The 25,298-nt window shown below is 50.6% G+C and carries 19 protein-coding genes and 2 pseudogenes; 13 read left to right on the forward strand and 8 right to left on the reverse strand.

The genetic code is table 11. The annotated features are described in order from the left end of the window. Window positions 1–29: 29 nt before the first annotated feature. From ACM1PF_RS32300 to ACM1PF_RS32310, 3 genes and pseudogenes are all read right to left on the reverse strand, one after another. A pseudogene (locus ACM1PF_RS32300) lies at window positions 30–1,218 on the reverse strand (NAD(P)H-quinone oxidoreductase subunit H). 231 nt (window positions 1,219–1,449) lie between these two features. Continuing rightward, window positions 1,450–1,554 (reverse strand): annotated as a pseudogene (locus ACM1PF_RS32305) (hypothetical protein); the annotation flags it as partial. A 213-nt stretch (window positions 1,555–1,767) separates the two neighbouring features. After that, entirely contained in the window at window positions 1,768–2,538 is a 771-nt protein-coding gene (locus ACM1PF_RS32310; protein ID WP_416670522.1) for a PspA/IM30 family protein, read from the reverse strand. A 189-nt stretch (window positions 2,539–2,727) separates the two neighbouring features. Here ACM1PF_RS32310 and ACM1PF_RS32315 point away from each other — a divergent pair, with 189 nt between their 5' ends. Further along, window positions 2,728–3,369: a Uma2 family endonuclease gene (locus tag ACM1PF_RS32315; protein ID WP_416670523.1), complete on the forward strand. Its 642-nt coding sequence runs from the start codon at window positions 2,728–2,730 to the stop codon at window positions 3,367–3,369. Window positions 3,370–3,475: 106 nt separating this feature from the next. On the opposite strand, the gene ACM1PF_RS32320 is transcribed toward ACM1PF_RS32315, so the two are convergent. Further along, on the reverse strand, window positions 3,476–4,072 hold the full coding sequence (locus ACM1PF_RS32320) for a hypothetical protein (RefSeq protein ID WP_416670524.1): 597 nt from the start codon (window positions 4,070–4,072) through the stop codon (window positions 3,476–3,478). Window positions 4,073–4,481: 409 nt separating this feature from the next. On the opposite strand from ACM1PF_RS32320, the gene ACM1PF_RS32325 reads away from it, so the two are divergent. From ACM1PF_RS32325 to ACM1PF_RS32340, 4 genes are all read left to right on the forward strand, one after another. Then, window positions 4,482–6,488 (forward strand): GspE/PulE family protein, encoded by a 2,007-nt coding sequence (locus tag ACM1PF_RS32325; protein WP_416670526.1) that lies wholly within the window; start codon window positions 4,482–4,484, stop codon window positions 6,486–6,488. Window positions 6,489–6,609: 121 nt separating this feature from the next. After that, the gene (locus ACM1PF_RS32330; RefSeq protein WP_416670527.1) at window positions 6,610–7,725 is read left to right on the forward strand and encodes a type IV pilus twitching motility protein PilT; all 1,116 of its coding nucleotides are present in this window, start codon (window positions 6,610–6,612) and stop codon (window positions 7,723–7,725) included. Between the two features lie 245 nt (window positions 7,726–7,970). Next, on the forward strand, window positions 7,971–9,206 hold the full coding sequence (locus ACM1PF_RS32335; RefSeq protein ID WP_416670528.1) for a type II secretion system F family protein: 1,236 nt from the start codon (window positions 7,971–7,973) through the stop codon (window positions 9,204–9,206). Between the two features lie 41 nt (window positions 9,207–9,247). Next, a complete protein-coding gene (locus ACM1PF_RS32340; protein ID WP_416670529.1) occupies window positions 9,248–9,871 on the forward strand; it encodes a hypothetical protein in 624 nt (207 codons plus the stop codon). Window positions 9,872–9,999: 128 nt separating this feature from the next. Here the strand turns inward: ACM1PF_RS32340 and ACM1PF_RS32345 are convergent, their stop codons facing one another. Both ACM1PF_RS32345 and ACM1PF_RS32350 read right to left on the reverse strand, forming a co-directional pair. Then, window positions 10,000–11,235: an esterase-like activity of phytase family protein gene (locus ACM1PF_RS32345; protein ID WP_416670531.1), complete on the reverse strand. Its 1,236-nt coding sequence runs from the start codon at window positions 11,233–11,235 to the stop codon at window positions 10,000–10,002. 107 nt (window positions 11,236–11,342) lie between these two features. After that, a complete protein-coding gene (locus ACM1PF_RS32350; protein ID WP_416670532.1) occupies window positions 11,343–11,531 on the reverse strand; it encodes a hypothetical protein in 189 nt (62 codons plus the stop codon). Window positions 11,532–11,805: 274 nt separating this feature from the next. On the opposite strand from ACM1PF_RS32350, the gene ACM1PF_RS32355 reads away from it, so the two are divergent. From ACM1PF_RS32355 to ACM1PF_RS32385, 7 genes are all read left to right on the forward strand, one after another. Then, window positions 11,806–12,975 (forward strand): DNA double-strand break repair nuclease NurA, encoded by a 1,170-nt coding sequence (locus ACM1PF_RS32355; protein ID WP_416670533.1) that lies wholly within the window; start codon window positions 11,806–11,808, stop codon window positions 12,973–12,975. 527 nt (window positions 12,976–13,502) lie between these two features. Further along, entirely contained in the window at window positions 13,503–14,174 is a 672-nt protein-coding gene (locus ACM1PF_RS32360) for a hypothetical protein (RefSeq protein ID WP_416670534.1), read from the forward strand. Window positions 14,175–14,553: 379 nt separating this feature from the next. Further along, window positions 14,554–16,887: a tetratricopeptide repeat protein gene (locus ACM1PF_RS32365; protein WP_416670535.1), complete on the forward strand. Its 2,334-nt coding sequence runs from the start codon at window positions 14,554–14,556 to the stop codon at window positions 16,885–16,887. Window positions 16,888–16,944: 57 nt separating this feature from the next. Beyond that, entirely contained in the window at window positions 16,945–18,180 is a 1,236-nt protein-coding gene (locus ACM1PF_RS32370; protein ID WP_416670537.1) for a glycosyl hydrolase family 8, read from the forward strand. A 178-nt stretch (window positions 18,181–18,358) separates the two neighbouring features. Next, complete coding sequence (locus ACM1PF_RS32375; RefSeq protein ID WP_416670539.1) at window positions 18,359–20,872, forward strand: cellulose biosynthesis cyclic di-GMP-binding regulatory protein BcsB; 2,514 nt, start codon at window positions 18,359–18,361, stop codon at window positions 20,870–20,872. Then, complete coding sequence (locus ACM1PF_RS32380) at window positions 20,869–22,620, forward strand: glycosyltransferase family 2 protein (RefSeq protein WP_416670541.1); 1,752 nt, start codon at window positions 20,869–20,871, stop codon at window positions 22,618–22,620. The genes ACM1PF_RS32375 and ACM1PF_RS32380 overlap by 4 nt, the downstream gene beginning before the upstream one ends. Further along, window positions 22,614–23,444 (forward strand): PilZ domain-containing protein, encoded by an 831-nt coding sequence (locus ACM1PF_RS32385; protein ID WP_416670542.1) that lies wholly within the window; start codon window positions 22,614–22,616, stop codon window positions 23,442–23,444. Before ACM1PF_RS32380 ends, ACM1PF_RS32385 begins: the two co-directional genes overlap by 7 nt. An 18-nt stretch (window positions 23,445–23,462) precedes the next feature. On the opposite strand, the gene ACM1PF_RS32390 is transcribed toward ACM1PF_RS32385, so the two are convergent. After that, on the reverse strand, window positions 23,463–24,218 hold the full coding sequence (locus ACM1PF_RS32390) for an aspartyl/asparaginyl beta-hydroxylase domain-containing protein (protein WP_416670543.1): 756 nt from the start codon (window positions 24,216–24,218) through the stop codon (window positions 23,463–23,465). A gap of 102 nt (window positions 24,219–24,320) precedes the next feature. Beyond that, on the reverse strand, window positions 24,321–24,818 hold the full coding sequence (locus ACM1PF_RS32395) for a hypothetical protein (RefSeq protein WP_416670545.1): 498 nt from the start codon (window positions 24,816–24,818) through the stop codon (window positions 24,321–24,323). Window positions 24,819–25,091: 273 nt separating this feature from the next. On the opposite strand from ACM1PF_RS32395, the gene ACM1PF_RS32400 reads away from it, so the two are divergent. Then, a complete protein-coding gene (locus ACM1PF_RS32400; protein WP_416670547.1) occupies window positions 25,092–25,277 on the forward strand; it encodes a hypothetical protein in 186 nt (61 codons plus the stop codon). Window positions 25,278–25,298: the final 21 nt, after the last annotated feature.

A 25,298-nucleotide genomic window follows, 5' to 3' on the forward strand; every position in this document is an offset into this window, starting at 1 on the left:
ACAATGGATGGATTGTTTCAACCGACCTTTTACCGATCGACCGATCCCATAATGATGTCGATGCTGCCCAGGATGGCGACAATATCTGCCACCTTCACGCCCTTCAGGATATGGGGCAAAATTTGCAGGTTGTTGAAGTCTGCCGCCCGAATCTTAAACCGCCAGGGAAACACATTGTTATCACCAATGATGTAAATTCCCAGTTCACCCTTACCGCTTTCCACCCGAACGTAGTGTTCGCCTTCGGGAATCTTGAAGGTGGGAGCGACCTTCTTACTGATGAACTGATAGTCCATACTCTTGGCCCACTCCGATTTCGGCCCTTCCGCAATCCGTTTGGCTTCCAGGTTTTCGTAAGGACCACCCGGAAGGGCATCCAACGCCTGCCGCAGAATCTTCACCGACTCGCGCATTTCCCGAATTCGGACAACATAACGGGCAAAGCAATCTCCCGCCGTTTCCCAATGGACTTCCCAATCCAACTCGTCGTAGCACTCGTAGTGATCGACCTTCCGCAAATCCCACTTCACGCCAGAAGCCCGCAGCATTGGGCCGGACAATCCCCAATTCAAAGCCTCATCATGGGTCACAGTACCCACTCCCTCAATCCGCCGCCGGAAGATGGGGTTGTTGGTAATCAGCTTCTCGTACTCATCCACCTTGGGCAGGAAGTAGTCGCAAAAGTCGTGGCACTTATCCACCCAACCATAGGGCAAGTCTACGGCCACCCCCCCAATTCGCCAGTAGTTGTTATTCACCATGCGGTAGCCCGTTGCAGCTTCCCACAGGTCATAGATCATTTCCCGTTCCCGGAAGATGTAGAAGAAGGGGGTTTGCGCTCCCACGTCCGCCAGGAAGGGCCCCAACCACAGCAGGTGATTGGCAATCCGGTTTAGCTCCAGCATGATGACGCGGATATAGCTGGCGCGTTTGGGGACGGGCACATCAGCCAGTTTTTCGACCGCATTGACGACGACCGCTTCGTTAAACATTCCCGCCGCATAGTCCCATCGGCTGACATAGGGAATGTACATCACCGGAGTCCGGTTTTCGGCAATCTTTTCCATGCCCCGGTGCAGGTAGCCAATCACTGGCTCACAGTCCACCACATCTTCACCGTCCAGGGTGACAATCAGCCGCAACACCCCATGCATAGAGGGATGGTGCGGTGCCCATGTTGATCACCATCGGTTCGGTTTTGGTTTCGATCATCGTCATAGGTCTATCGTCTCCCCGATCGCGTTTCGGCAGTTAGCAGGCGCAGAGGCGCAGAATTGTTCACTCTTCTTAAGATTATACGGATCGATCGGCAGAAAAGGCAGGACTGAGGACTAAGGACTGAGGACTGAGGACTGAGGACTGAGGACTGAGGACTGAGGAGAGTATGAGTAGAGTAGAAGTAGGGTGGGCACTGCCCACCACTATGACTGAGCGCAAGAGGCACCAAGATCAATACTCCCAAAAGATCCGCTGCAACTCTGCCGTATCATCCGTTTGGGTCAAAGCCACTGCTGCCAAGATACGAGCCTTCTGCGGATTGAGATCGTTGATAATCGATTCAATTACGACGGGAGTATTGTAAGCAATCACAATCCGTCGTCAATGGAAGAAAAGGAAAAGAAATAAGAGGAAATCAGCGAAAATCAGCCAGATTGTCAAGAAATCCTCACAGTAGTTAACAGTAGATATCCTAATTAAAGCCTCTATGAGGCCTTTAGTTTGCGTACTGCCTATCTTGCATCCAGACTCGTATCCAGACCGATCGCCCTACCCTTCCTCTAATTTGGCGCGAAGCTGCTCCAGTTCTGAGTCGATTTCAGCCGATTGAGCCGTAGACGGTTGATTGGAACCAGAGGGCAGACTGGAAGGGGTAGAGCCACCCGTCAGTTGTGCTTTGAGGGAAGCCAGTTCTGCATCGATATCGCCGCCCCCTTCTAAGGCTCTGAATTGCTTTTCAACATCATCTCCAGCGGCCAATTCAGCCGTCGCTTCTGCCTGAGCCTCCATTTGCATCACTTTTTCTTCCATCCGCTCAAACGCTTCGATCGTCTTGTTCGTGCCGGTGCGGTTGAGCATTTCATTTAACTGCTGAGAGGCTTTAGCAGAGCGAGCACGGGCAATGTACATATCCTTCTTGGTTTTCGCCTCAGACAGTTTGCTTTCCAGCGTTGCCATATTTTGCTTCAACTGAGAGACGATGCTTGCCTGTTGACTCAGTTGGCTGCGGAGGGTATCGGCTGTGTCTTGATAGGATTTGCGCCGCGTCAGGGCCTCTCGTGCCAGGGTCTCATCGCCCTTTTGTAATGCCAGCTGCGCCCGCTGATACCATTCTTCAGCCATTTGGGCAGACTGACTGGCTTGACGTTCCGTGCGCTTTTGGGTGGCGATCGCCTGGGCTACGGCTTGCCGCAATCGGACGAGTTCATCCTGCATTTCGATCACGGTTTGCTCCAAAATTTTCTCTGGATCTTCTGCCTGACTAATCAGGCTAGTCAGATTTGCTCGAATGACCCGTCCAAGGCGATCCAAAAATCCCATGATGGAACCCCGCTACCATATGACTGAAATGCTGAACGCTAAAAACGCCACGACTGCCAAGTGCGATCGCAAGCTAACTTTATAGTATCGTATCCTTTCGATCGGCTCGTCCGTCTTGTGAGGGACAACCGGGTAGGGAGCAAATCTTGCAGGGAACAATTGGCATCAGCGGTTCTGGGAGGTTCATTCATGTCCATCACCATCGATCAAACTCGTCGCGCCGATCGGGTGGTGCTGTATGGCATCAGTTGGCAACAGTTTGAAAACCTGCTTACAGATCTGGGCGATCATCGCGCTGCCCGTGTTGCCTACGATCGAGGCACCCTGGAAATTATGACACCATTACCCGAACACGAATATTTCAAAGAAACGATCGGCGATGCTGTCAAAGACATGGCTGAAACCCTGGAGCTAAATTATGAATGTTATGGCTCAACAACCTGGCGGCGAGAGCTGAAGCAGGCTGGGGTAGAACCGGACAATTGCTTTTATTTTCAAAACGAGGCTCTGGTGCGCGGCCAGTTAGATTTTGATTTGAATCAAGACCCACCCCCCGATCTGGCGTTGGAAATTGATATCACGAGCAAATCCCTTAATCGCTTCCCGATCTACATTCGCCTGGGGGTTCCAGAACTTTGGTGCTACGACGATGGAGCATTGAAAATTTATCACCTGAATCAAGACCGCTACGAGGAGGCAGAACGGAGCCTGGCCTTTCCCATGCTCAACGTTCGGGAATTGCCGCAGTTGATTGAAGCCCACCGCAGTGCTGGGAAATTGGCGTTCCGGCGATCGGTGCGAGCCTGGGTGAAGGCGCAGGTGGAGGCTTGATTGAATACGGGGTTAATTGACTGGAAGATAATTTGACTGGAAGATAATTGGCTTGCGGGCAGGCAAGATGCCTGCGCTACGGATTCTGTGGACTGAATGGTTAGTATTAGTTGGGCTTCATGACTTCCAGCAATGCAGCAAGAGCCTTGTCCTCTAAAGGATTCACCTGACGATCGAGTAAGGCAATTCCCACCGCTTTGGAAAGGGCGATCGCCGCCACATCTGCATCCAGCCCTTCCATCAGTTGATCCAGCGATTGCGGGACTCTTAACGCCGATCGAATTCCCAGTAGAGTTTCTTCCGCGAAGCCAAGGGATCTCAACTGCGGTTCCAGATTATCCCAGTCCACCGGACGATCGGGATCGCCCACCTGAATCACGTAGGCTAATAATCGCTGAAGTTTGGATTCTTGCTTAGGGGTAAGTTGCACGATCGACTGTCCGCCCTCATCCCCATTCTTTGTCGCTTGCAAATTATCTAGAATCTGCTGCCAGTCTCGATCGTCGCAGGCCTCCGGCTTACCCACCACCAACGACACGCAAATTCGATTGGATTCCGCATCAATCTCCGTCACCTCTGCCCGAACACCCAAAAAGCCCAACCACTGAGCAATCGTTTCCACCAGGGTTGATCGGGTTGCTTGCGTGTTTGCCAGTAGCCGGATTTGGGTGCGAACCATCGGGCGCACAATTTGTGAAAGCATAGCGGTTCATGCGAAGGGGATAAGGTAAAGCAGACAGAATCGCTGAGGGCAGCTCCTGTTCCTAAGATGATCCGTAGATCATCCCTTGTGGATTGCAGCAACTTTCACGCACCTGAACGGTTCTATCTGTTGCCATACACCATAGAATATCAGGCATTTCAGGTTCGGTATTTTTACGATCAGAAATATCTCGGATTTCCCGCGATCGCTACGAATATTGAATGGAGTAGATGTGATCCCCAACACAAGACCCGATCGCCCAACCCGGTACAATCTTCCTGAAATTCTTGCTCCGCCCAGTCCTTTCCCTGCCAATGACGAAGCCTGTCACCTAAATTCATTGGGTCAGTCACTTTTACCAGGGATTCTGGGAACACTCTATTTCGTAAGAGAATGTCCTGCATCCCCTATGGCTAACTCCTCGTCTCAACGGCGTGCCCTGGTCGTCCAACAAAACTTCTCACCGTTTAGCAACAAGCTGGTACAGTCTGGCTTTGTTAGCGGTGAGCAGATGCAGCAAGCCCTCATCGAAAGCCGGAAAACAGGCAGGCCGCTGACTGATATTCTGGCCATGATGACGGGGCAGCAGCTTCCGCCAGACTTGCTCCGCCAGTATAAAAAGCAGCAACTGTTTGAGCTTAAGATTCTTTACGGTGTTGAATCGCTGGATCCGGAAATCAGCCAGATCAACACCAGCCAGATGAATCAGTTGATTGAAACCCTGATTCCGATCGACCTTTGCCGTCGCTATCGCCTGATTCCCCTCTCCCGCAGTGAGTCAGAACCGCCCTTTGTGCTGGTGGCGATGGTTGATCCAGACGACCTGGCAGCTCAGGACGACCTGAATCGGGTGTTGCGCCCTCAAGGGCTGGCATTGCAGCGGATGGTGATCACGGCTGAGGATTATCAGCGGATTATTTCCCAATATCTAGACGAGCAGGTTGAACGGCAGAAGATCCTGGAGTTTCAGGCTAAAACCGACGTTAAAAGCGATATTGAAAACCTGGAATATCTGGAACTGGAAGAGGCGCTGGATGACGATGCCGAAGCCAACCTGGATGCAGCTCTCCAGGATCCAGAGGCGGCTCCAGTCGTTGCCCTGGCGAACAAAATTCTGGCAAAAGCTCTCCAGGACGGCATTTCTGATATTCACATTGAACCCCAGGAAGAACACCTGCGGGTGCGTTTTCGTAAGGACGGGGTGTTGCGTCAGGGATTAGACTCGCTGCCGAAGAAAATTATTCCCGCCCTCACGGCCCGCTTCAAAATTATGGCCAACCTGGACATCGCCGAGCGCCGACTGCCCCAGGACGGACGGATTCGCCGCTTATTCGATGGACGTAAGGTGGACTTCCGGGTGAATACCCTCCCCAGCCGTTACGGGGAAAAAGTGGTTCTGCGGATTCTCGACAACTCTGCAACCCAATTAGGGCTGGACAAGCTGATCACCGACCCTGAAACGCTGCAAATTGTTCAGGATATGGTGTCTCGTCCCTTCGGACTGATCCTGGTGACGGGGCCAACGGGTTCGGGTAAAACTACCACCCTTTACTCAGCCCTGGCCGAACGAAATGATCCAGGAGTCAACATCAGTACCGCTGAAGACCCGATCGAATATACCCTACCGGGTCTGACTCAGGTTCAGGTGATTCGGGAGAAAGGGATGGACTTTGCCTCCATTCTGCGGGCATTCCTGCGACAAGATCCAGATGTGATTCTGGTGGGAGAAACGCGAGACAAGGAAACCGCTAAAACGGCGATCGAAGCTGCTCTGACCGGACACCTGGTACTGACAACCCTGCACACGAATGATGCGGCGAGTGCCGTTGCCCGCCTCGATGAAATGGGGATTGAAACCTTCATGGTGTCCAGTTCGCTGATTGGCGTATTGGCCCAACGACTGGTACGGCGGGTCTGTCCCGATTGCCGGGTTCCCTACAATCCCACACCGGATGAGCTAGCCCGATTTGGACTCTCTGCCTCTGGTGAAGCCGATGTAGTCTTCTACAAAGCCAATACCCTCAGCGCTGAGGAAGCCAATTACGCCAGAGAAACGGATACCCTCTGTCCCACCTGTAAGGGCATTGGCTACAAGGGACGCTCCGGGGTTTATGAAGTGATGCGGGTGACAGAACCGATTCAGGCATTGATTACCGAAGGTGCGCCCACTGAACGCATCAAAGAGGCAGCCGTGGAAGAGGGGATGAAAACCCTTTTGGCTTACAGTCTCAATCTGGTTCGACAAGGGGCAACCACGCTGGAGGAAGTAGAACGGGTCACATTAACCGACTCTGGGGTAGAGGCAGAACTCAAAGCCAAGCGCAAAGCTTCCCTCACCTGCCGCTGTTGTGGGGCTGCTCTAAAGCAGGAATGGCTGGATTGTCCTTACTGCACCACATCGCGCTATCAGGACTAGAAATTTTGAATTTTGGATTGGCTAGATTGGCGATTTCGGCTTAAACCAGTCCCAATCAAACCCAAAATCTAAAATCCAGAATCTAAAATCGCTTGATCACCACTGAAGGGAGACAGACAACATGGAGTTGATGATCGAAGACTTGATGGAACAACTGATCGAAATGGGTGGTTCAGATATGCACCTGTCGGCAGGACTTCCCCCCTACTTTCGGATCAACGGTAAGCTCACCCCGATCGGCGATGAACCGATGACGGCAGAGCAGTGCCAGCGGCTGATCTTCAGTATGTTGAACAACACCCAGCGGAAAAATCTGGAGCAGAACTGGGAATTGGACTGTTCCTATGGGGTCAAGGGCCTCGCTCGCTTCCGGGTGAATGTTTACAAAGAGCGCGGCACCTATGCAGCCTGTTTGCGGGCTCTCAGCTCCAAGATTCCTAACTTTGAGAAGCTGGGCTTACCCGATGTGGTGCGGGAGATGTCTGAGAAACCCAGAGGTCTGATTCTGGTGACGGGTCCAACGGGGTCTGGCAAAACCACCACCCTGGCAGCCATGATTGATCTAATCAACCGCACCCGCGCGGAACACATCCTGACGGTAGAAGACCCGATCGAATTTGTGTACGAACCGATCAAGAGTCTGGTTCACCAGCGGCAACTCAGCGAAGACACCAAGAGTTTTGCTAACGCTCTGAGAGCCGCCCTCCGGGAAGACCCAGATATCATTCTGGTGGGTGAAATGCGAGACCTGGAAACCATCTCCCTGGCCATTTCCGCCGCCGAAACCGGGCACCTGGTCTTTGGTACATTACACACCAGTTCCGCCGCCCAAACCGTTGACCGGATGATCGACGTATTTCCTGCCGATCGCCAAACCCAGGTGCGCGTTCAGCTCTCCAACTCCCTGGTCGCTGTCTTCAGCCAAACGCTGGTGAGCCGAAAGAACCCGAAACCCGGCGAGTTTGGTCGGGTCATGGCCCAGGAAATTATGGTGGTTACGCCCGCTATTTCCAACCTGATTCGGGAAGGAAAAACGGCCCAGATCTACTCCATGATTCAAACAGGCGGTAAGCAGGGAATGCAGACCCTGGAAAAGGTGCTGGCTGATCTGTACAAAGCAGGAACCATCTCCTTTGAAGCGGCCATGTCCAAGACCTCCAAAGCCGATGAACTGCAACGGCTGATCGGCGGCGCGAATCCGGCGGCTCAAACCGCTAAAGCGGGGGCAGCCAGATAAACTCAATAGAGTTGAGGGTGTCCATCCGGTACGCCCTCATTCATCGTTTAAGCTGACTTTATTTAAAAACAGTTCATTCACCGATCGCTTTTAGATATCCTAAGGAATGAAAATTAAATTGATGTAATTCTTGTGGGGTGGGCATCTTGCCTGCCCAATCAACCAAATGGAACGGTAGAAACCTACCTCCTAAACCGGATTCATCCGCTGCCACCGCATTTCTCCTCGCTGAAGAGAGTCTGATTATGCCTACCTACGTTGTTCGTGCTAGAGACACCAAAGGAAATCTGCGCCGGGAAAAAATTACCGCTGAAACGCCCTCAGATGCCCGTACCAGTCTGCGAGAACGGGGGCTGTTTGTTCAAGATTTAAAGGAAGAGCGGAGCCTGCTGGAAACCCTGAAAAACACTGACCTGAAGGACATTCAAAGTTCGATGGCTAGTGTTACGGTGAAGGATAAAGCTGTCTTTTCCCGGCAGTTTGCTGTGATGATCAACGCTGGGGTCGCCCTGGTACGCAGTTTGGGGATTCTGGCGGATCAATGCTCAAATCCCAAGCTGAAAAAATCCCTCCAGGAAATTAGTGGTGATGTACAGCAGGGGACTAATCTTTCTGATGCCATGCGGAAACATCCCAGTTGTTTTGATGGATTGTACGTCAGCATGGTGCAGGCGGGAGAAGTCGGTGGGGTGCTGGACGAGGTGATGAACCGTCTGGCAAAACTTCTGGAAGACGTGGCTCGGTTGCAAAACCAGATTAAGTCGGCCATGACCTATCCGGTGGCAGTGGGCTTCATTGCCGTTTCTGTATTCCTGGGCATGACGATTTTCCTGTTGCCCATCTTCGCCCAAATTTTTGAAGACCTGGATGCCCAGCTTCCTCCCTTCACAGAACTCATGATGGGCATCAGCCGCTTTCTCAGGAATCCGGTACTGATGGGAATTTTGATCGTTTCGATCGTCGCGCTGATCTTTGCCTATCGGCAGTACTACAAAACCAAGTCTGGGCGCGTTACAATGGATGGCTTTTTCCTGAAAATGCCCCTGTTTGGTGATCTGGTACAAAAAACGGCCACCGCTCGCTTTTGCCGTACCTTCGGTGCCCTGTCTCGTTCAGGGGTGCCGATTCTGACCGCTCTGGAAATTGTTCGAGATACGGCGGGTAATCAGGTGATTGCCAACGCCGTAGACGAAGCCCGTAAAGAAGTCCAGACCGGTGGCATGATCAGTCTGGCCTTACAGCGGGAGCAAGTCTTCCCCACTATGGCGATTCAGATGATCAGCATTGGGGAAGAAACCGGTGAGATTGATACCATGTTGATGAAGGTAGCAGACTTCTACGAGGATGAAGTGGAGCAGGCTGTAAAAGCTCTGACCAGCATCATGGAGCCGATTATGATTGTGGTGCTGGGGGGAATGGTCGGGTCAATTCTTGTTGCCATGTACCTACCCATCTTCAGCATTATGGATGCAGTCAAGTAATGGCACGGTGCAGTTAACCCAGTTCCAGCAGTTCCAGCAGTATGGCGGTCAAGCAAATCTACTACGAAGAGGTACTGGCGGAGTGTAGTGATCAGGCGGGGGCGATCGGCTTATTGAAGCAGTATCGACCCTACCTGGAAAAGATTCCCAGTATGCGTCGTCCTCACGAAAGTATCATCACGATTCCCCTGCCTCTGATTCGGATTCGGGGCAGTATTTCTCCGGCTGTATCCGGTATTGCCAATGCGGTGTCGGGGGAAGCAGTGCGTTTACCCTGCGATGTAGCGGTGCTGATGTGTGACCCAGAGTGGAAGATCAAAACGGGTGTTGAGATCTTTATTTTCATCCATCAGCCCAATGAAGATTTTTCTCACTTTCTAGGACGCTGGCGGCAAACCCAAATCTATCTAGATAAGGGCTATGAGTGGTTCATGCCCAAACGGTATCAACACATTCTCAGCGAAGGGGCTGAAGAAACTCGCCCGCTCTTTGTCACCTTCCCGGATACCCCCGATCGCATCCATCGGGGGCTACGTGGAGCCTACCTGCCCTTTGTGACGCGATCGGTTTATGCACCGGAGGAACATGATCCTCATGACCCAGACGCACTTCCATCAGACCCTTTACAGACTGATGAGGGCGATCGATTGCGGGATTTAGATTGATGCCCCTGGCTATGGCAGTACTCTAATCACCGGAATGTATTCCAATGTTGCAGTTGCATGACCAATATTTCCCTGGCAGGCAAGATTCCTGCGCTACTCCTCAGTCCTCAGTCCTCAGTCCTCAGTCCTCAACTCCTCAACCGAAACAGCAAAAACTGCGTCGATTGCAGCAGATTAAAGTTATCATCGCTGACTAGAACCAGGCTTTGTGTTCCATCGGGCAACCTGGGCCCGATCGCCATACCTTCCAGATTATCCAGGGGAATACCGAGTTCTGCTAAATTCAGTTCGAGCTGCTTGTAAATTGACACAATTCCCGCCGTGTCGCCCTTCAGTTCTGGAATGCTTGAAATATCAGTCGCTCCTCCGATCGCCAGTTGGAAAATCTGAGCATTGAACCCAGTCAGCAACCCAAAGGAACGCTCCAGGCTCAGGAAATGCCCCCCTTGATCCAGAGTCACTAGTTCCGCCAACCCATTCATCGTGGCTCGTTCAGGGGGTGGCTCCACTAGATAGAGATGTTCAGATAGCAGGGTCGATCGGTTCTCACTGACCAGATAGTGAACCATCCGGGCGGGCAGTTGGGAAGATTCAGTCTCGGCTGAGGAGGACTGATCTGGAGCAGGTAAATCTTGATGCAGAGCCGACTCCGTGGCAGCAAAAATGCGGAAGGGTTCAATTTCTCCTACCCCATAGCCGTTCGCACTAATGGTCAATGCTTCAAAACCCAGATTATCCTGTACGCCAATCGGTGCTCCGGCTTCCGTTGTAGCAGGCAAATAGCGATCGGGCGTGGGAAGTTGCCCCAGCCATGCTCCAGTCTCCAAATCAAACTCAGCCACAAAGGGGGGAATATTGCGACGACTAACGCCTTCACTGGCAATAAACAGCGAATGCCTCGGCGAAAGGGCAATTCCTTCTAAATCAATCGTTCCCCGTTCAAAAGCATTCCCCGCCTGATCAAGCAGCGGAGTCACTTTCTCAACGTCCACCGATTGAATGCCACTTATGGTTTCTGAGGCTTGAGGATCGATCGCTTGAGGATCAATCGCTTGAGGATCGATCTCCGTAGCGGCAAACCGATCGGGGTTGAGATTCAGCTTCAGGGTATAAAATCGTGCCGGACTGTGTTCGCTGCGATCGTCTGAGATGGCATAGAATCGATCGAGCTGGCGATCGTAGGTGATGCCTGAGAGTCCGCCCACACGGGTTCCATCAAAGCTGAGTTTGGGTAGACGGTATTCCCCCAAAAAGTCTAAGGAAACCTCGAGAAACAACCGATCTTCGGCTTTAACCTGCGGTAAGTTGCAACTGGAAAGGAGGAGGGTGAGTCCCAGAACTAATATCAAAAACGATCGCTTCATTCGCTAGAAGTGGTTTCTAACCACAGATGCCTGATCACTATGTTTGGAACGCTGAACTGGAACGCTAACCCTACAGGGATTCCAAACACAGATCCTAGTGTACCGCTCTAGCAACTGCTACACATACTGAGGCGAGGCAACAAACGAATCAATTGCACCAGGTCGTCCAGGTGTTCAAACGGTTTACTGATAAAAACGTGATTTTCTACCCAATACAAGGCAGAATCATCAATGTGAAGCGTTTTTAAGATGCATCCTCGATCGGCAGCAAGTTGTGAAACTTCAAGGGTATTCATTTGGGTGGTAGGTTAAAGTAATAAATCGACAGTCAACTTGGGGAATTCAATAACAGCGTTAGAGAATTTAATCTTATTTTTAGAGTTTTTGTGGAATTCTTAATTCAGTGTTTTTGAGGATATTTCGCGGACTCTGGCTTAAGGTTCAACTTTTCTCCGCAACTTTAACGAGCTTCTGGAACAGTCTTTCCGTAGAGCAATCGCTCACTCATCACTCACCCACAGAAACTCCTCCCCGAAGCGTCTGCCTTTACCTTTCGCCTTAGATGCATTTATGACCCTGAAACTCTCGCAGATTCAAGATATCCTTAATGCCAAGCGGAATGAGTTTACAGCTTTTAGCCAGGAGACATGGCAACAGTTGCAGCAGTACCGCACCATGCTGGCACATCTCTCGCCTCAAGGAGAAGCTGATCTGCTAAAACAGCTCAAAAAGCAGCCGCGTGATGTGGGTGCCCGACTGTTAGAACCAATGGACAAAGCGGTGAATGGGGTAATTCCCGCTAAGCTGACCTGGCAAAATCGAGAGCAAAGTTTGGCCTGGGTACGCGATCGGCTCACAGGAATCAAAACCTTTGCGGTAGATGGTTCGCAAATCTACCCCGGCAAAGACCTATCAATTCCGGTGGCTCTGGTGCAAATCGGCTGGTTTGAAAATCCGCACCTTCCCCTAGGAGGTTATGAGAAAGACGTTCGAGTCGATGTGATGACTCCCAGTGATTTGAAAGCGGGTCATAGCGGCGAACCCGTCGATCGGCGAGTGAATATGCGGCGGTTTCAGATGGAAACTCAGCGGCTGGTGGAATACATCAAAGCCAATGACCATGCTGAAGATTGCCTGGTATTTCTGGATGGTTCCCTGGTTGCCACCTTTGCAGAGGCGTTTGATGCTCAAAGTCGTCAATTCTACGTTGATTGCCTAGTGGAATTACTGCAAGCCAGTGAAACCTATCGAGTCCCCTTAGTGGCCTATATCGATACATCCTATGCGCAGGATTTATCCGTAATGCTGAAAACCCTGTTTCAGCTACCCGACTCTCAAACCATTCATGATGCCTTGCTCCTCGGTAAATTTATGGAATGGGGCGATCGCACTCCCCTATTTCAATGCCAGCGTTCCGGCATCCTCAACGATTATTCCGCCCATCGGAATCAGATTGCGTTTACTTATCTCAAAACCACCCGTGAAGGACAACCCGCCCGTCTAGAGATGCCGATCTGGATGTATGAAGCTGCGTTGGTCGATCGGGTAGTGGATTGGGTGCGGGGAGAGGTGATTATTGGCAGTGGTTATCCCTACGTGATTGAAACGGCAGACCAAACGGCGGTATTGCAGGCGGAGGATCGCCAGACGTTCTACCGCATCTTGCAAGATTGGGCCGAACAGGAAGATCTGGATCTGCGGTTTTCTCGCAAGATGGTGAGTAAAGTCAGACGACGGTAAATGGAAAAATTTATTTTTCCGGAAAAATTGGGGAAATGCTGGAAGATAAAGACTAATTGTAGGTTGCGATCGAAACTAAGTTGGAAATGAAAATTTACTCAATTTACTCAAATTCTGATTCCTGGTAATAGGAGTCTAATTGTCAAAGCTGTACAAATGGGGAGTTTCAGTTATTAAATTCACAACCTTTAGTAAAAAAAGACATTCCTTCCATAAATTATTGCTGCTTGAAGTAAAGCTCACAATAGCTTTATTTTTCAGCGAAATCTAGTAAACTTTTCAGAAAGTGTGTTCAAATAACTAGAAAGAGAGAACCGAAGTAAGCGATTTTCTTAGTATCAAGCCATCAGACTTCAGTAATTTTAAGGTTTTAGCGACATACGGTTCAAGTTGGGTGCATTGACCTCCAGATTGTGTGATTCCGTCTCCCTGTTAAACAAGCTTGCTTGAGATGAGGAATACAACGAGAGTAGCTGATGTGAGGCTGTACCGCATTCCCATTGTCGTTTTATGAGTTTTTAAGTACTATGACCACCTCACGCGCCTTAGCCTTTTCCGTGTTTTTATCGGGGGTCGTATTTTCCGGTGCGACCCTGTTTCTGGTGATGACAGGTTCCCGCCCACTCACCATTCAGCTTGAAGATAGACCTGTCTTTAGTGGTCGAGTTCAAGATTTAGCATCCCCCTACTTAAGTGTTGTAGCTGGATTGAGTGTTGGTATTGGACTAACCTCCTTCACGCTATTGGGTTGGCGAAATGCTGTTCAGGAATTAGAGCAGGCAACGGAACAGGTTTCCATCTTAAAGCAACAATTGCAGCAGCAAGAAGGCATGGTAGAAAGTCTCAGATTTTCCGAGGCCAAACTACATGCATCAGGGCTGAGCTTTTTTGTGGATTCGGCAACGCCTGCAGGAGTCACTTCAGCAGTGCCTCTGAATTCAGCGAGCCAACCCATCTTTTCGGTCAATCCTGACCCGAACACCCCAGAACCAGTTCTTTCCAGGGAAGCCGTACCAATTCAAGCTCAGACTCCACCCCTGCGATCCCAACCCCAACCCCAACATCATCCTCAACACCATCCTGCCCAAATTGAAGAGTTAACGAATTCGCTGCGCCAAATTATGAACCAAATTGAGCAATTGAAAGTTGCTCAAGCATCCGATCGCACTGATGCGGTAGATGCTTCAATCCATATTTAGTTTGGTGATTCTACTCATATCTGGGTGATCTCCCCTCATATCTGGAAGAACATTCATCAGCTTATTCATCCTGCCTTCAGATCGGTTGAATCAAAAATTTCTTACATCCTGAAATTTCAGGTTTGATCTTGCGGATTCCTGAACCTGGTGTTTGTTTGGTTATTTGCTGAACTAATTTGTGTTCGCAAAGCATTGGTTTGGTTAAGCACCGGCTGTCTGGATTGAAGTAATAGTGTTTCTCAAATCGTGTCTCTCAAGCATATCTCTCAAGTCACAATTCTCAGAGAACTACTGCCTTCATGCCGTTGGCCTGTGCATTCTACGGCAAGTTTCCCTAGGGATTGAGTCCGCTTTCGATGCCCCTTCAGAAGTAACCATTATGATTCCCCCTTCTCAGTTGCGGTTGCGCTCTTACCGTCTCCATCGTTTAGCCTGGAGCAGTCTATTAAGCCTGGGGATTTGGAGTATGGGATTACCGCCGATCGGAATGCTCCAGGTTTCGGCTCAGACCGTTCCTTCTACCGTTCGTAGTGCGTATACCTTGTTGGATCAGGGCTTAGTCAATCAAGCCATTACTCGGTTTGAACGAGCCGTGCAGCAATTTCCCGAATCATTGGAAGCGCGCCTGGGATTAGCGATCGCCTATCGTCGGGCCGGACGGGATGCAGATGCGTTTCAAGCCTATGAACGAGTATTGGAACTTGAACCAAACAACCGTTTAGCCCTTTTAAGCTTAGGAACGCTGGGGGGATTTCGTCCCGAATGGCAGGAGCGAGGCATTGCTGCCCTGACCAGCTTACTTCAGCAAAATCCAAATGATGGAGAAGCCCGATCGCAGCGAGCCTTACTCTACATCTATGAAGGACAGTTTGAAGCAGCTCTAGCTGATTATGAGCTAATTTTGCAAGATAATCCCGGTCGGGATGCAATTGGTGGAGCTGCCCAGGCCTATGCTTACTCTGGCAATTATGAGCAGAGTTTGACTCTATTCAATCGCTATCTTCAAGGTGGAGGGACGCTAGCAGGAGATGCAGCAACGGCCTACGCCAGAGCCTTACGGGAAACGGGAGATGCCGCCGCCGCCGTCCAGATTTTAGAAACGCAAATTCAACGCCAGCCGGATCTGACTGGTTCTGTGATCCGAATGCGAGCGGAACAAGCTTTAAACTATGCTGCGATTGAACGGTTGAATTTAGCCACCGCAGTATTGGCTCCGTTGCGGGGACGGGAAGATGCTCGGATGGTGCTGGGACGAACCTTAATTGCGATCGGACGGCTGAATCAAAATGAAACCTTTTTAGAAGAAGGAATTCGCCTGTTTCAAGCGATCGCAACGGCAGCCGATACGCCGATCGTTCTCAAACGCGAAATTGCCGCAGTGCTGGCAGGGTTTCCTGCATCCCAATCTACAGCATTAAATGTGTATCAACAACTGATTCAGCAATATCCCGACGATCGCGGCCTACAAACTCAGGTTGCAGTCTTGCAGTATGAAACGGAGCAACTCTCCGAGGCAGAGTTGCTGACGCAGTTGTCCCAAATTCTCCGTACAATTCCCACGGATCTAACCCAGCGATCGTTGATTGTTCAGGCTTTAATTCGGCTCAGAACTCCCAGCCCCCAACTGTTGCCACTTTACGAAAATCTGGTGCGGGCAGGCGTAACCGAACCGCTGCTCTATTTCCGGATTGCTCAAATTTACCTGCGGCAGGCGGACTTTGCCACGGCGCGATCGGTGCTGGACACTTATCAAGCCAGCCGTCCGGAATTGGTCAGACAATCTGGGGCGATCGATCCGGCAGCGGAACTATTGCTAGCCGTGATCGATCAGCGAGAGGGTAAATTGCAGGAAAGTGTGCGTCGGTATCAGGCAATTATTGACAGTAATCCCAGAGATAAGAGCATTCTCAGTGGAGCACTGCAAGGGTTGGCTGGCATTTATCAGGGACAGGAACGATTCACAGAAGCGATGGTGTTGTACAACCGGGTGATGGCGTTGAATCCAAATGACCCGGTGAAACGCTTGGGACAGGCAGCTTTAGAGTATCAAGCCGGCGTATTGGCGCGATCGGAAGCGGAAGCAATTCTCAGCCAATGGTTAATGACCCAACCGCTGACCCAAACTCCTCCTGAACTGTACAGCTTGGTAGGCGCGTTGCCTGCCGCATCAAGCCGGGACTTGCTTTACCAGTCATTACTTCAGGTTGATCCGACGAACGTGCTGGTGCAAACCCGCTATGTCGAAATGCTGGCGAGCCAAAACCCCGGCGCGGCTATAGCCTATGTTGAGGCGTTAATCGCCCAAAATCCAGAGAACATTGACCTTTACTTTCTCCAGGGAAACATTGCTCAACGACTGGGGGATCTACGGCAAGCAGCGGCAGCTTATGAATCGGTTCTATCCCTGACTCCGGAAAATATTGATGCTCTCTCCGCGCTGGGGGGAATCCGGTTCCGGCAGCGACGTTATCAGTCAGCAGCAGAGTCCTATAGTCAAGTGTTAACCTTGCAGCCCGATCATGCCGTTGCCAGGGCTGCGCTGATCGACCTGGAACTGATCCTGCGGAGACGCTTTCCTGTCCTGCGCCAGGCAGAGCAAATTCGGCAAGCAGATACAGTTCAACCACCTGATCTGAGCCGGATACAGCCAGTTCCGCCATCCGAGGTTGAGTTTTTGCCCCAGGGAGATGTTCCCCTGCCCTGGCACGAGTGAAGCTGGGCATGATTACTCCTCCGATCGCCTGCAATCAGCACCCTTCAGTACGAATCTATGACTCCATCTCGCTGGTATTTCAAGGTGTCTCTAACCTCACTCTCAATCCTGATGGTTTTGATGGTCAGTTGTTCTCCCCCTCTACCAGGTGGATTTCCAGGAGCCGGTTCATCCTCAGCAGACTCCTCGATCGCTGCTTCTATGTCCCGTTCGGAAATCCTACAGGAAAGCTGGCAAGCTTACAAACGTCAATTTATTCAGGCTGATGGCCGGGTGATCGATCGGGAAGCCAACGATCGCACAGTTTCTGAAGGACAAGCCTATGCAATGCTAAGAGCGGTATTAATAGATGATCCAGAAACATTCTCGAAAACGCTGGAATGGGCGGAGAGTAATCTGCAACGAAGAACATCAGACGGACAGCCCAGTGATGCGCTTTGGGCATGGAAATGGGGAGAAGATGCGAACGGAAATTGGGGGGTTTTAGATCCCAATTTTGCCAGCGACGCAGACTTAGATGCGATTACCGCGTTGATCTTAGCGGCTCGTCGTTGGAACCGTCCTGACTATTTGACCCTGGCTCAAACCAAGCTAGACGATCTCTGGAATCTTTCTACTATGAGGGTTCCGGCTACTGCCCAACGCTACCTACTGCCTGGGCCAGCAGAATCGTTTGTGCAGCCCGATCGCCTGATCTTAAATCCGTCCTATCTCGCCCCCTATGCCTTCCGGCTGTTTGCCCAGGTGGATTCACGGGATTGGCTGAGTTTAGTTGACAGCAGCTATCAGGTCTTAAACGAAGCGGCATCCCTGTCGTCACAAGGATTACCAGGAGATTGGGTCGTGCTCAATTTGGGAACCCGGCGGCTAGAGGCAACTTCAGCGGATGAAACAGAGCCATCCATCTATGGGTTTGATGCCTACCGGGTCTGGTGGCGTGTGGCGCTCGATGCAGTTTGGTTTGAGGCTGATCAGGCTCAAGCTTTTTTACAAACCCATCTTCAACCTTTGCGGTATCAGTGGCAGGCTGAGCAAAAGATTCCAGCGCAGATGGATTTGCAGGGAGAAGCGATCGTCCCCTATGAATCAACTGCCCAGTATGGTATGCTCTATGCCGCTTTTTCCCTAGTTGATCCAGCCGTTGCCGCTGAAATTCAACAGCAGAAACTCTTGCCCACCTACCGTAGAGGAATCTGGGATAGCAATGATGCTTACTATACGCAAAATTTGTGCTGGTTCGGGCTGGCGTTTCCCTACGACGCGATCGCAGATTGGTTAAACGCAGAGGAATAAATTCAGGGTGTGCATGGATAGGTTAACCCCAATAATTGAGTGATGACAATAACACAATGAACAAAACCCCCAATCGTAGCATGATTGATTCCATCAATGTTTCTTCTAAATGAACAGAAATAGTTCATAAATTGCTAACTTAACCATTCATTTAGCTGTACTCAATTTACTGAATCCTATGATGCCGAACTGGTTTAACTTCGCTCGTCTCTGGCAGTTCTGCCGCAGAATTAGCCGCATTACCCTACTGCTTACCCTATTTGGTCTGCCGATCGGAGCTGTCAGCCTTGTGCCGGTTGTTCTCCATGCCCAGGAAACCCAGCCGGTACAGCAAGCAGAAGATCAGATTATTCGGCAATTTGCCCTGCCTGAAGCGCCTGCCCAACCGCCCGTCTATCGATCGCAACCTGCTGCCCCCGCTGCACCACCCCCCTCTGCGCCACCCCCAGCAGCACCTCCTCCCTCTGCGCCGCCTGCCTCCAACCTGACTCAAACTCCATCAGAGACAGAATCTTCAAGGGCTGAGGCAACTGAAGCGAATACTGAAGAAACCCCCATGCCTGATAGCGAATATGTGTGGGAATTCAACCGCTACCCTGAAATGGGCAATCGCATCCGGTTAGAGGGAGTTTATCCAACCGCTCGGTTTGGCTTTACCCGTCCGCGCAACTGGGAAGTTCAATCGGCTAAGGCTGTGATTCAGTTTCGTCAGTCTGCATCGCTATTGCCCGAAAAATCGAATTTGACGGTGCGAATCAATGACACCAGCGTTGGCACGGTTCCCCTCAATCGCACCAATGGGCAGATTGGCAATGTAGCCTTTGACATTCCCCCCAGCCTGATTCAACCTCAAAACGAGATTGCCATTCTGGCAGAACAACAAACCTCGGAAAGCTGTACCAACCCGAATACACCAACGCTCTGGACAGAGATTCTGCCTGCCTCTAAGCTGGTCTACACCTATCGCACGCAAACTATCCCCCTCGATTTCAGCCGCTATCCTTACCCGATCGTCGATGAGTATAATCCTGATCCCAATCAGATTGCCTATTTACGACCGCAGGCTATGACATCTGAATGGTTGACAGCGGTGAGTCGATTTCAGGCGCAGCTCGGACGACTGCTAGACTACCGCCCCGTCCGCTCCCGCGTGATTGACAACATCAGCCAGTTAACGGCACAGGAACAACTGGTGGTATTAGGAACCCCCAATAGTCAACCTTTACTGGCGAATCTAGAACTGCCTTTTACATTGAATCAAGGCAAGATTTTGGATGGACAACAAAAGCCTCTGCCGGATGATGTGGGTGTGCTCATGTTGACGACATTAGAAGAGAGCGATCGCACCACTCCAGTTCTAGTGGCGACAGGAAATGCGACCAGCGGTATGACGAAAGCAGTACAGTTTTTAGTTCAAGCGAAAGACCGACAAATTGGTACGGGACAAGCCATTACGGTGAATAATTTGGAAGAAATGGCTTCCCAAAATCCCCGCAGTTGGATTGGTCATTTGCCAAACGCTAATCGGTTTAAGTTTAGTGACTTAACCCTGGAAACCGATCGCTATTTTGTTGATACAACTGTCCATGGTTCTAACCCTGCTGCCATTGCAATTCCGTTTCAGGCATTACCCGGCGATCGCATTGCCCGGGGGAGCACGATTACGCTGGACTATACCTATGGCCCTCAACTGAATCCCCGCACATCAGCCGTGGAAGTCGCGCTTGATGACATTACCCTGGGAGCAGAGCGGCTCTCATCTAAAACGGGGGGGAGCCGATCGTTTACCGTCAATCTACCCGATGATGTCGTCCGTCCAGACTCAAAACTGTACGTCCGGTTTGTGCTAAACCCATTGCAAAACGGAGTATGTGGTATAGAAGCTGAGCAACAGCTTTGGGGCACTGTCCACAGCACCAGCCATGTCAACTTAACTAAAGATACGGTGACGCGCTTACCCGATTTGAACTTACTGAGGGTCGGTTATCCTCTGGCGGCTCCCCAGGATCTGAGCACCACTGCCCTGATCCTGCCCGATCGCCCCACGAATGGCGAATTTGATGTTTTCCTGAGCTTCAGCCGTCGCCTGGGGCAAATTACTCAGTCTGATTCCATCAAGCTCAATACCTACCTTGCTAAAGATCTCCCAGCCCAGGTGAAGGCAGAGCAGAATTTGGTGGCCATTGGGGTACGCGATCGATTACCCACCCCAGAAGCCCTGGTCACGAAGGGAGGGTTGAACTTACATACCGCTTCTCTGCGGCAGATGGGAGCCACTCAAGTCCAGGCAATACCCGATGGGGAAGGTGTGGTTAAAGCAGTGCTGTCTCCCTGGAATGAGAATCGACTGCTGCTGGCTCTCACAGCCCAACGGGATCAGGGCTTGCGTGATGTGCAGGATTTGCTCGACAACGATCGCTTATTTGGGCAGTTGCAGGGAGATACAACATTAATTCACCGCAATCAACCTGACCCTAACCCCTATGACAGAGAAGGTTATAGCATCACTTCCTTAAACAATGCCCCCCAGGAGCGCACCGTGGTGCAAGCCAGCTTTATGGGAAGACTGGTCATGTTTTTCCAGAATCACTGGTTACTGCTGCCCGTTGGGATTGTTCTGCTGCCGCTCTTGCTGTACGGATTTTCTCAAATCTTTCTAAATCACGTTGCCAATGGAGGAACCAGATCATGAGCCAAATGTCCTCTATCGATTCACCTAATTCTCGTTTTCCGGTACTTAAACGCTGGTTCTTAGGCATCCCTGGCTTGCTCGATCGTCTCTTCCCCAATGCTGGAAAATGGCAACTGTTTGCAATTGTAATACTGTTATTAGCGTTCTCGATTCCGTTCATCATTACGCCACTAACCATTTGGCAACAGGGAACGGTTGCTCTTGTTCTGAGCCTCATGGGATGGTTGATTGTATGGTCAGAACAGCGGCAAATTAATCGACGGGTCAGTGAGCATTTGCACCTGTTTTTAGCGTGGATTAGCATTATCACAACGCTACGCTATTTGTATTACCGCATCCAGTACACGTTGAATTTAGACACCTGGCTTAACGGTAGCTTCAGCATTCTGCTATTGGTTGCAGAGCTATACGCGATCGGGACACTATTCCTCTCCTATTTTCAGACGCTCCGTCTGCGCGATCGATCGCCAGTTGATTTGTCCTCCATTTCCCAGTCCCAGTGGTTTAGCGTAGACGTATACATCCCCACCTATAACGAAGATGTGGAGATTGTCCGAAAAACGGCTCTGGCGGCAATGGCGTTGGAGTATCCGGCTGACAAAAAGCGAGTTTATATTCTGGATGATGGACGGAAGTTTCCCCAGCGGCGGCTGAAGCTGCAAAAAATGTGTCAGGAACTAGGCTGTACCCTTCTGACGCGGGATACCAACGAACACGCTAAGGCGGGAAACATTAATACTGCCATGCGGCGAACGCAGGGAGAACTGATTTTGATTCTGGACTGCGATCATATTCCGGCGCGGCAGTTCCTCCAGCACACAGTCGGGTTTTTCTATAATCCGAAAGTGGCACTGGTGCAAACGCCCCACTGGTTCTATAACCCTGATCCGTTCGAGCGAAATCTGCTTACCGATGGTCGGATTCCAGTTCACAACGAACTGTTCTACAAAGTGATTCAAAAAGGGAATGACTTTTGGGGAGCCTCGTTCTTCTGCGGGTCAGCAGCTGTGATTCGCAAACAGCACGTTCTGGAAGTGGGTGGCATTGCGGTGGAAACGGTGACAGAGGACTGCCATACCTCGATGCGGCTCCATTCTCGTGGCTATGAGTCGGTTTACTACGACAAAATTATGGTGGCGGGACTGGCCCCTGAAAAGTTCTCTTCCTATGTGGGACAGCAGGTGCGCTGGGCCCGGGGCATGGCCCAAATTCTCCGCCTGGAAAATCCGTTGTTTAATCCCCGACTGAAGTTAACTGTGCCGCAGCGATTATGCTATTTCTCGGCTTGTTCCCACTTCTTTTTTGGCTTTCCCCGTCTGATGTATGCCTTCGCGCCGATTCTGTATCTGTTGCTTGGGCTGAATTTGGTGCGCGGTCTCGGTTTAGAAACCCTGTTTTATGCAATTCCCCATATCGCTCTGGGTCTCTACGCCAACTACATCACCAACAAAACGGTGCGGTTCTCCTTCTGGAATGAGATCTTTGAAAATGCCCTGGCGTTTCAGGATGGGATTGTCACTTTCCTGGCTTTAATCAATCCTAAGCTTGGCTCATTCAATGTCACAGACAAGGGAATGCAGGTCGATCGTCGGAGCTTTGATTGGCGATCGACCCGAGGCACCATTGGAGTTACGATTTTGCTGGTACTCTCGCTCATGGCGGTTCCCCTCTGGTTGGTGAATCAACCTCAGGCCCGGAAGCCATTATCATTAACGCAGCCTGGGCGGGCTTTAATCTATGCTTGCTGACCGCTGCTTTGTTAGTTGGCTTTGAACAACCCCAACTGCGACGCGCTCATCGGCTCCAGCGTCAACTCCGAGCTGTGATTCACAGTGCCGACCATACTACCTGCAACGGTATCACCTTTGATGTCAGTGAAACTGGAGCAAATATTCTGCTGGATTCCTGGGTTGATCTGCCTGATATTGTGGATTTGGAGCTTTTGGGCGATTTTGATGCTAGCGTTTCTCTCAGTGCCCAAATTACTCGAATCACTCCGAATAATACTAATCAGGTGACGATCGCCGTTGAGTTTGTTGATTTAAGTCAGGCCCAGTCCGATGCGCTCGTGCGAGTCATTTACTCTGATGTAGCAGACTGGTATTCCCAGGAGCGACAGGAAATTGATAAGCCGCTCAATTCCTTTGGGTTCTTAATGACTGGAATCGTTCGAGCCTTTCGCACTCGCAAACCCGCTCCCAGAGCAGTTCGTCAAAAACCAATTCAGGCTCCTGTACAGCTTTACTGGAACGGCAATTTTTATCCAGCAATTGCCACGGCTATGAACTCTCGATCGATTCACCTGGAGCTATATCCCGATGTGCTGGCGGATTCAGACCTGCTTCAAGTGGAGCGTCCCCCGGTTGGGCTGCTGCTGAGTTCTGACTATCAGGATCAGCATCCAATTCGCTTAATTGCCCAGGTTGAATCCGTAATTTGTGCCGATCGATCGTTGTTTATGGCGATGACTGATTCGCTTCAGTCTTCTGGATTAAGTTTGGAACTTCGCTTTCCCAAACACTTAGATGGACAACAGCGTACTAAAATTCGTCAACTATTGAAGACGCTGTAGGTTCAGATTGCTTGCGAACTAACGCAACATTGCCTCAAACTGCTGCTCCCAGGACTCATGGTTTCCCTTGGCCACCTGAATGATCGGCGATAGCCCCACCAGGGAGTTTACCGTCCAGTTCACCAGGGAGAGGGGAAACTTCAGAGGACGGGCAATGTCTAAAAACAGCACGACTCGGTAATCGTTCGTATCATTCCAAACTTCGTGGGGGAAGGTGTCATCAAACAGCAGGACTTTCCCCTCTTCCCAATGGGCGATTTCGTCGGCAATGCGAATTCGACAGGATTCTTTGGGTTCTGGGACTTTTAAAGCTAAATGACAGCGAATAATTCCCTTGTGCTTGCCCCGATGGGCTGGAATATGTTTCCCAGGAGCCAGAATGGAGAAAAAAGCCACCTTTAACCCTGGAATTTGCTTCAGGATTTTAGCCGTTTCAGGACAGCGATCGCAGTTTTTTTGTGATCGATAGCCAAAGGCGCAGAAAAAGTAAGTCTTCCACCGATTGTCATCCGCAATACTAGACTGGCGCGGGGAAATGTCCTGGAAGTTGGGTAGTGCGTCGGCATAGGGCATGACCTGATCCAACTCCTGCCGAATCACCTGCCAGTTTGCTTCCAGCATCTCTGTCCAGGGAAACTGCTCCTTTGAGAAGAAAATGGAATCTCCCACTAATGAATACCTGGGTACCAGATTTTCCAGCTTTTGAACAATGCTCACTTGTTCCAGGCGTACCCGTTCCAGCCGGGCGATCGTCTCTTTCCAAATCCCTTGCATTTACTCCTCCCTGTTTGGCTAGCTTCCATCCAGGACGGATAAGCAGTCGCCAGAAAAAATACAAGCAATATTGTATCTTTCCACCTGGCATTTCTGCTGGACTTAACCGAAAAGCCAATACAGAATTTTATGGGCGATCGCTGGACTGAGGAACCCGCCCATCAATGCAGCCAAAAACAGCGGGGTAAAATGATCGCTGCCCCCCTGGGTAAAGAGATTAAAGAATATGGCGATCGCGCTGGCGAGCAGGCAAGCCAACATCGAGCTTCCCAGTAGCCCGACTCCTTGAAAGAGTAGAACGTTGTCTCGCCTTCCCCAAAACCAATACCCAAACGCCGTTGACCAGGCACCCACAATCAGCCCGGTTCCCAGAAAAAACGGAAAGAAGACTACCAGTAAACCGATTCCGCCCCCCTGAGATTCAAAGGTTTCTGGCGAGAAGATTTGTAAGGCAGTGTAGCCGCAGATGACGGTCAGAATTCCACCCCCCACAATAAAGCCAATCAGGAGTAGCAACGCAACCAGAGATCGTCCTTTGATCAGGCTGAGAATACCGGCGGCAACAAAGGAAGAAATGAACAGTCCGAGTAGAACCTCCATCAGCGTTTTACCTCATCAATCTGCTACGATTTTTCAAATATCTATCCTGCCTGTAGGATTCCCTGATTACGGCTTGTTTTATCGATAGCAGCTTAAAAACGACTGAACATAGTAATGTCCAGTCCCTACAAATCCATACGCAGGAAACAAGCGGAAATCGGTAATGAATCAAGCAAAAAACCAGAAGTAGCTCAACCCAATCAACCGTGTTTTGCTGAAAACCGCAACTGAATTGACACAAAATTGATTGTATTCAACCGGCTGGTTTGGTCAGTGAGCATCGAAGGGGGTGCTGCGATCGATTATAGTGAAAAAAAGAAGAACGCTGGAGAGTTTAAGTTCTTCAAATTTTTTACTGCAATTCTGAAAGATTTTAAGAACAGTTACGGAAACTACTTTGGTTGGCAACAGGAAGCTCAGAAAGCCACCTTGGTTGCCCTGGGAGCGATCGAGGCTTGACGGGTTTTGGCATTCATGATC

Origin of the sequence: Egbenema bharatensis FJBBOT/2019, assembly GCF_048077055.1 — a bacterium.
Taxonomy (GTDB): domain Bacteria; phylum Cyanobacteriota; class Cyanobacteriia; order Elainellales; family Elainellaceae; genus Egbenema; species Egbenema bharatensis.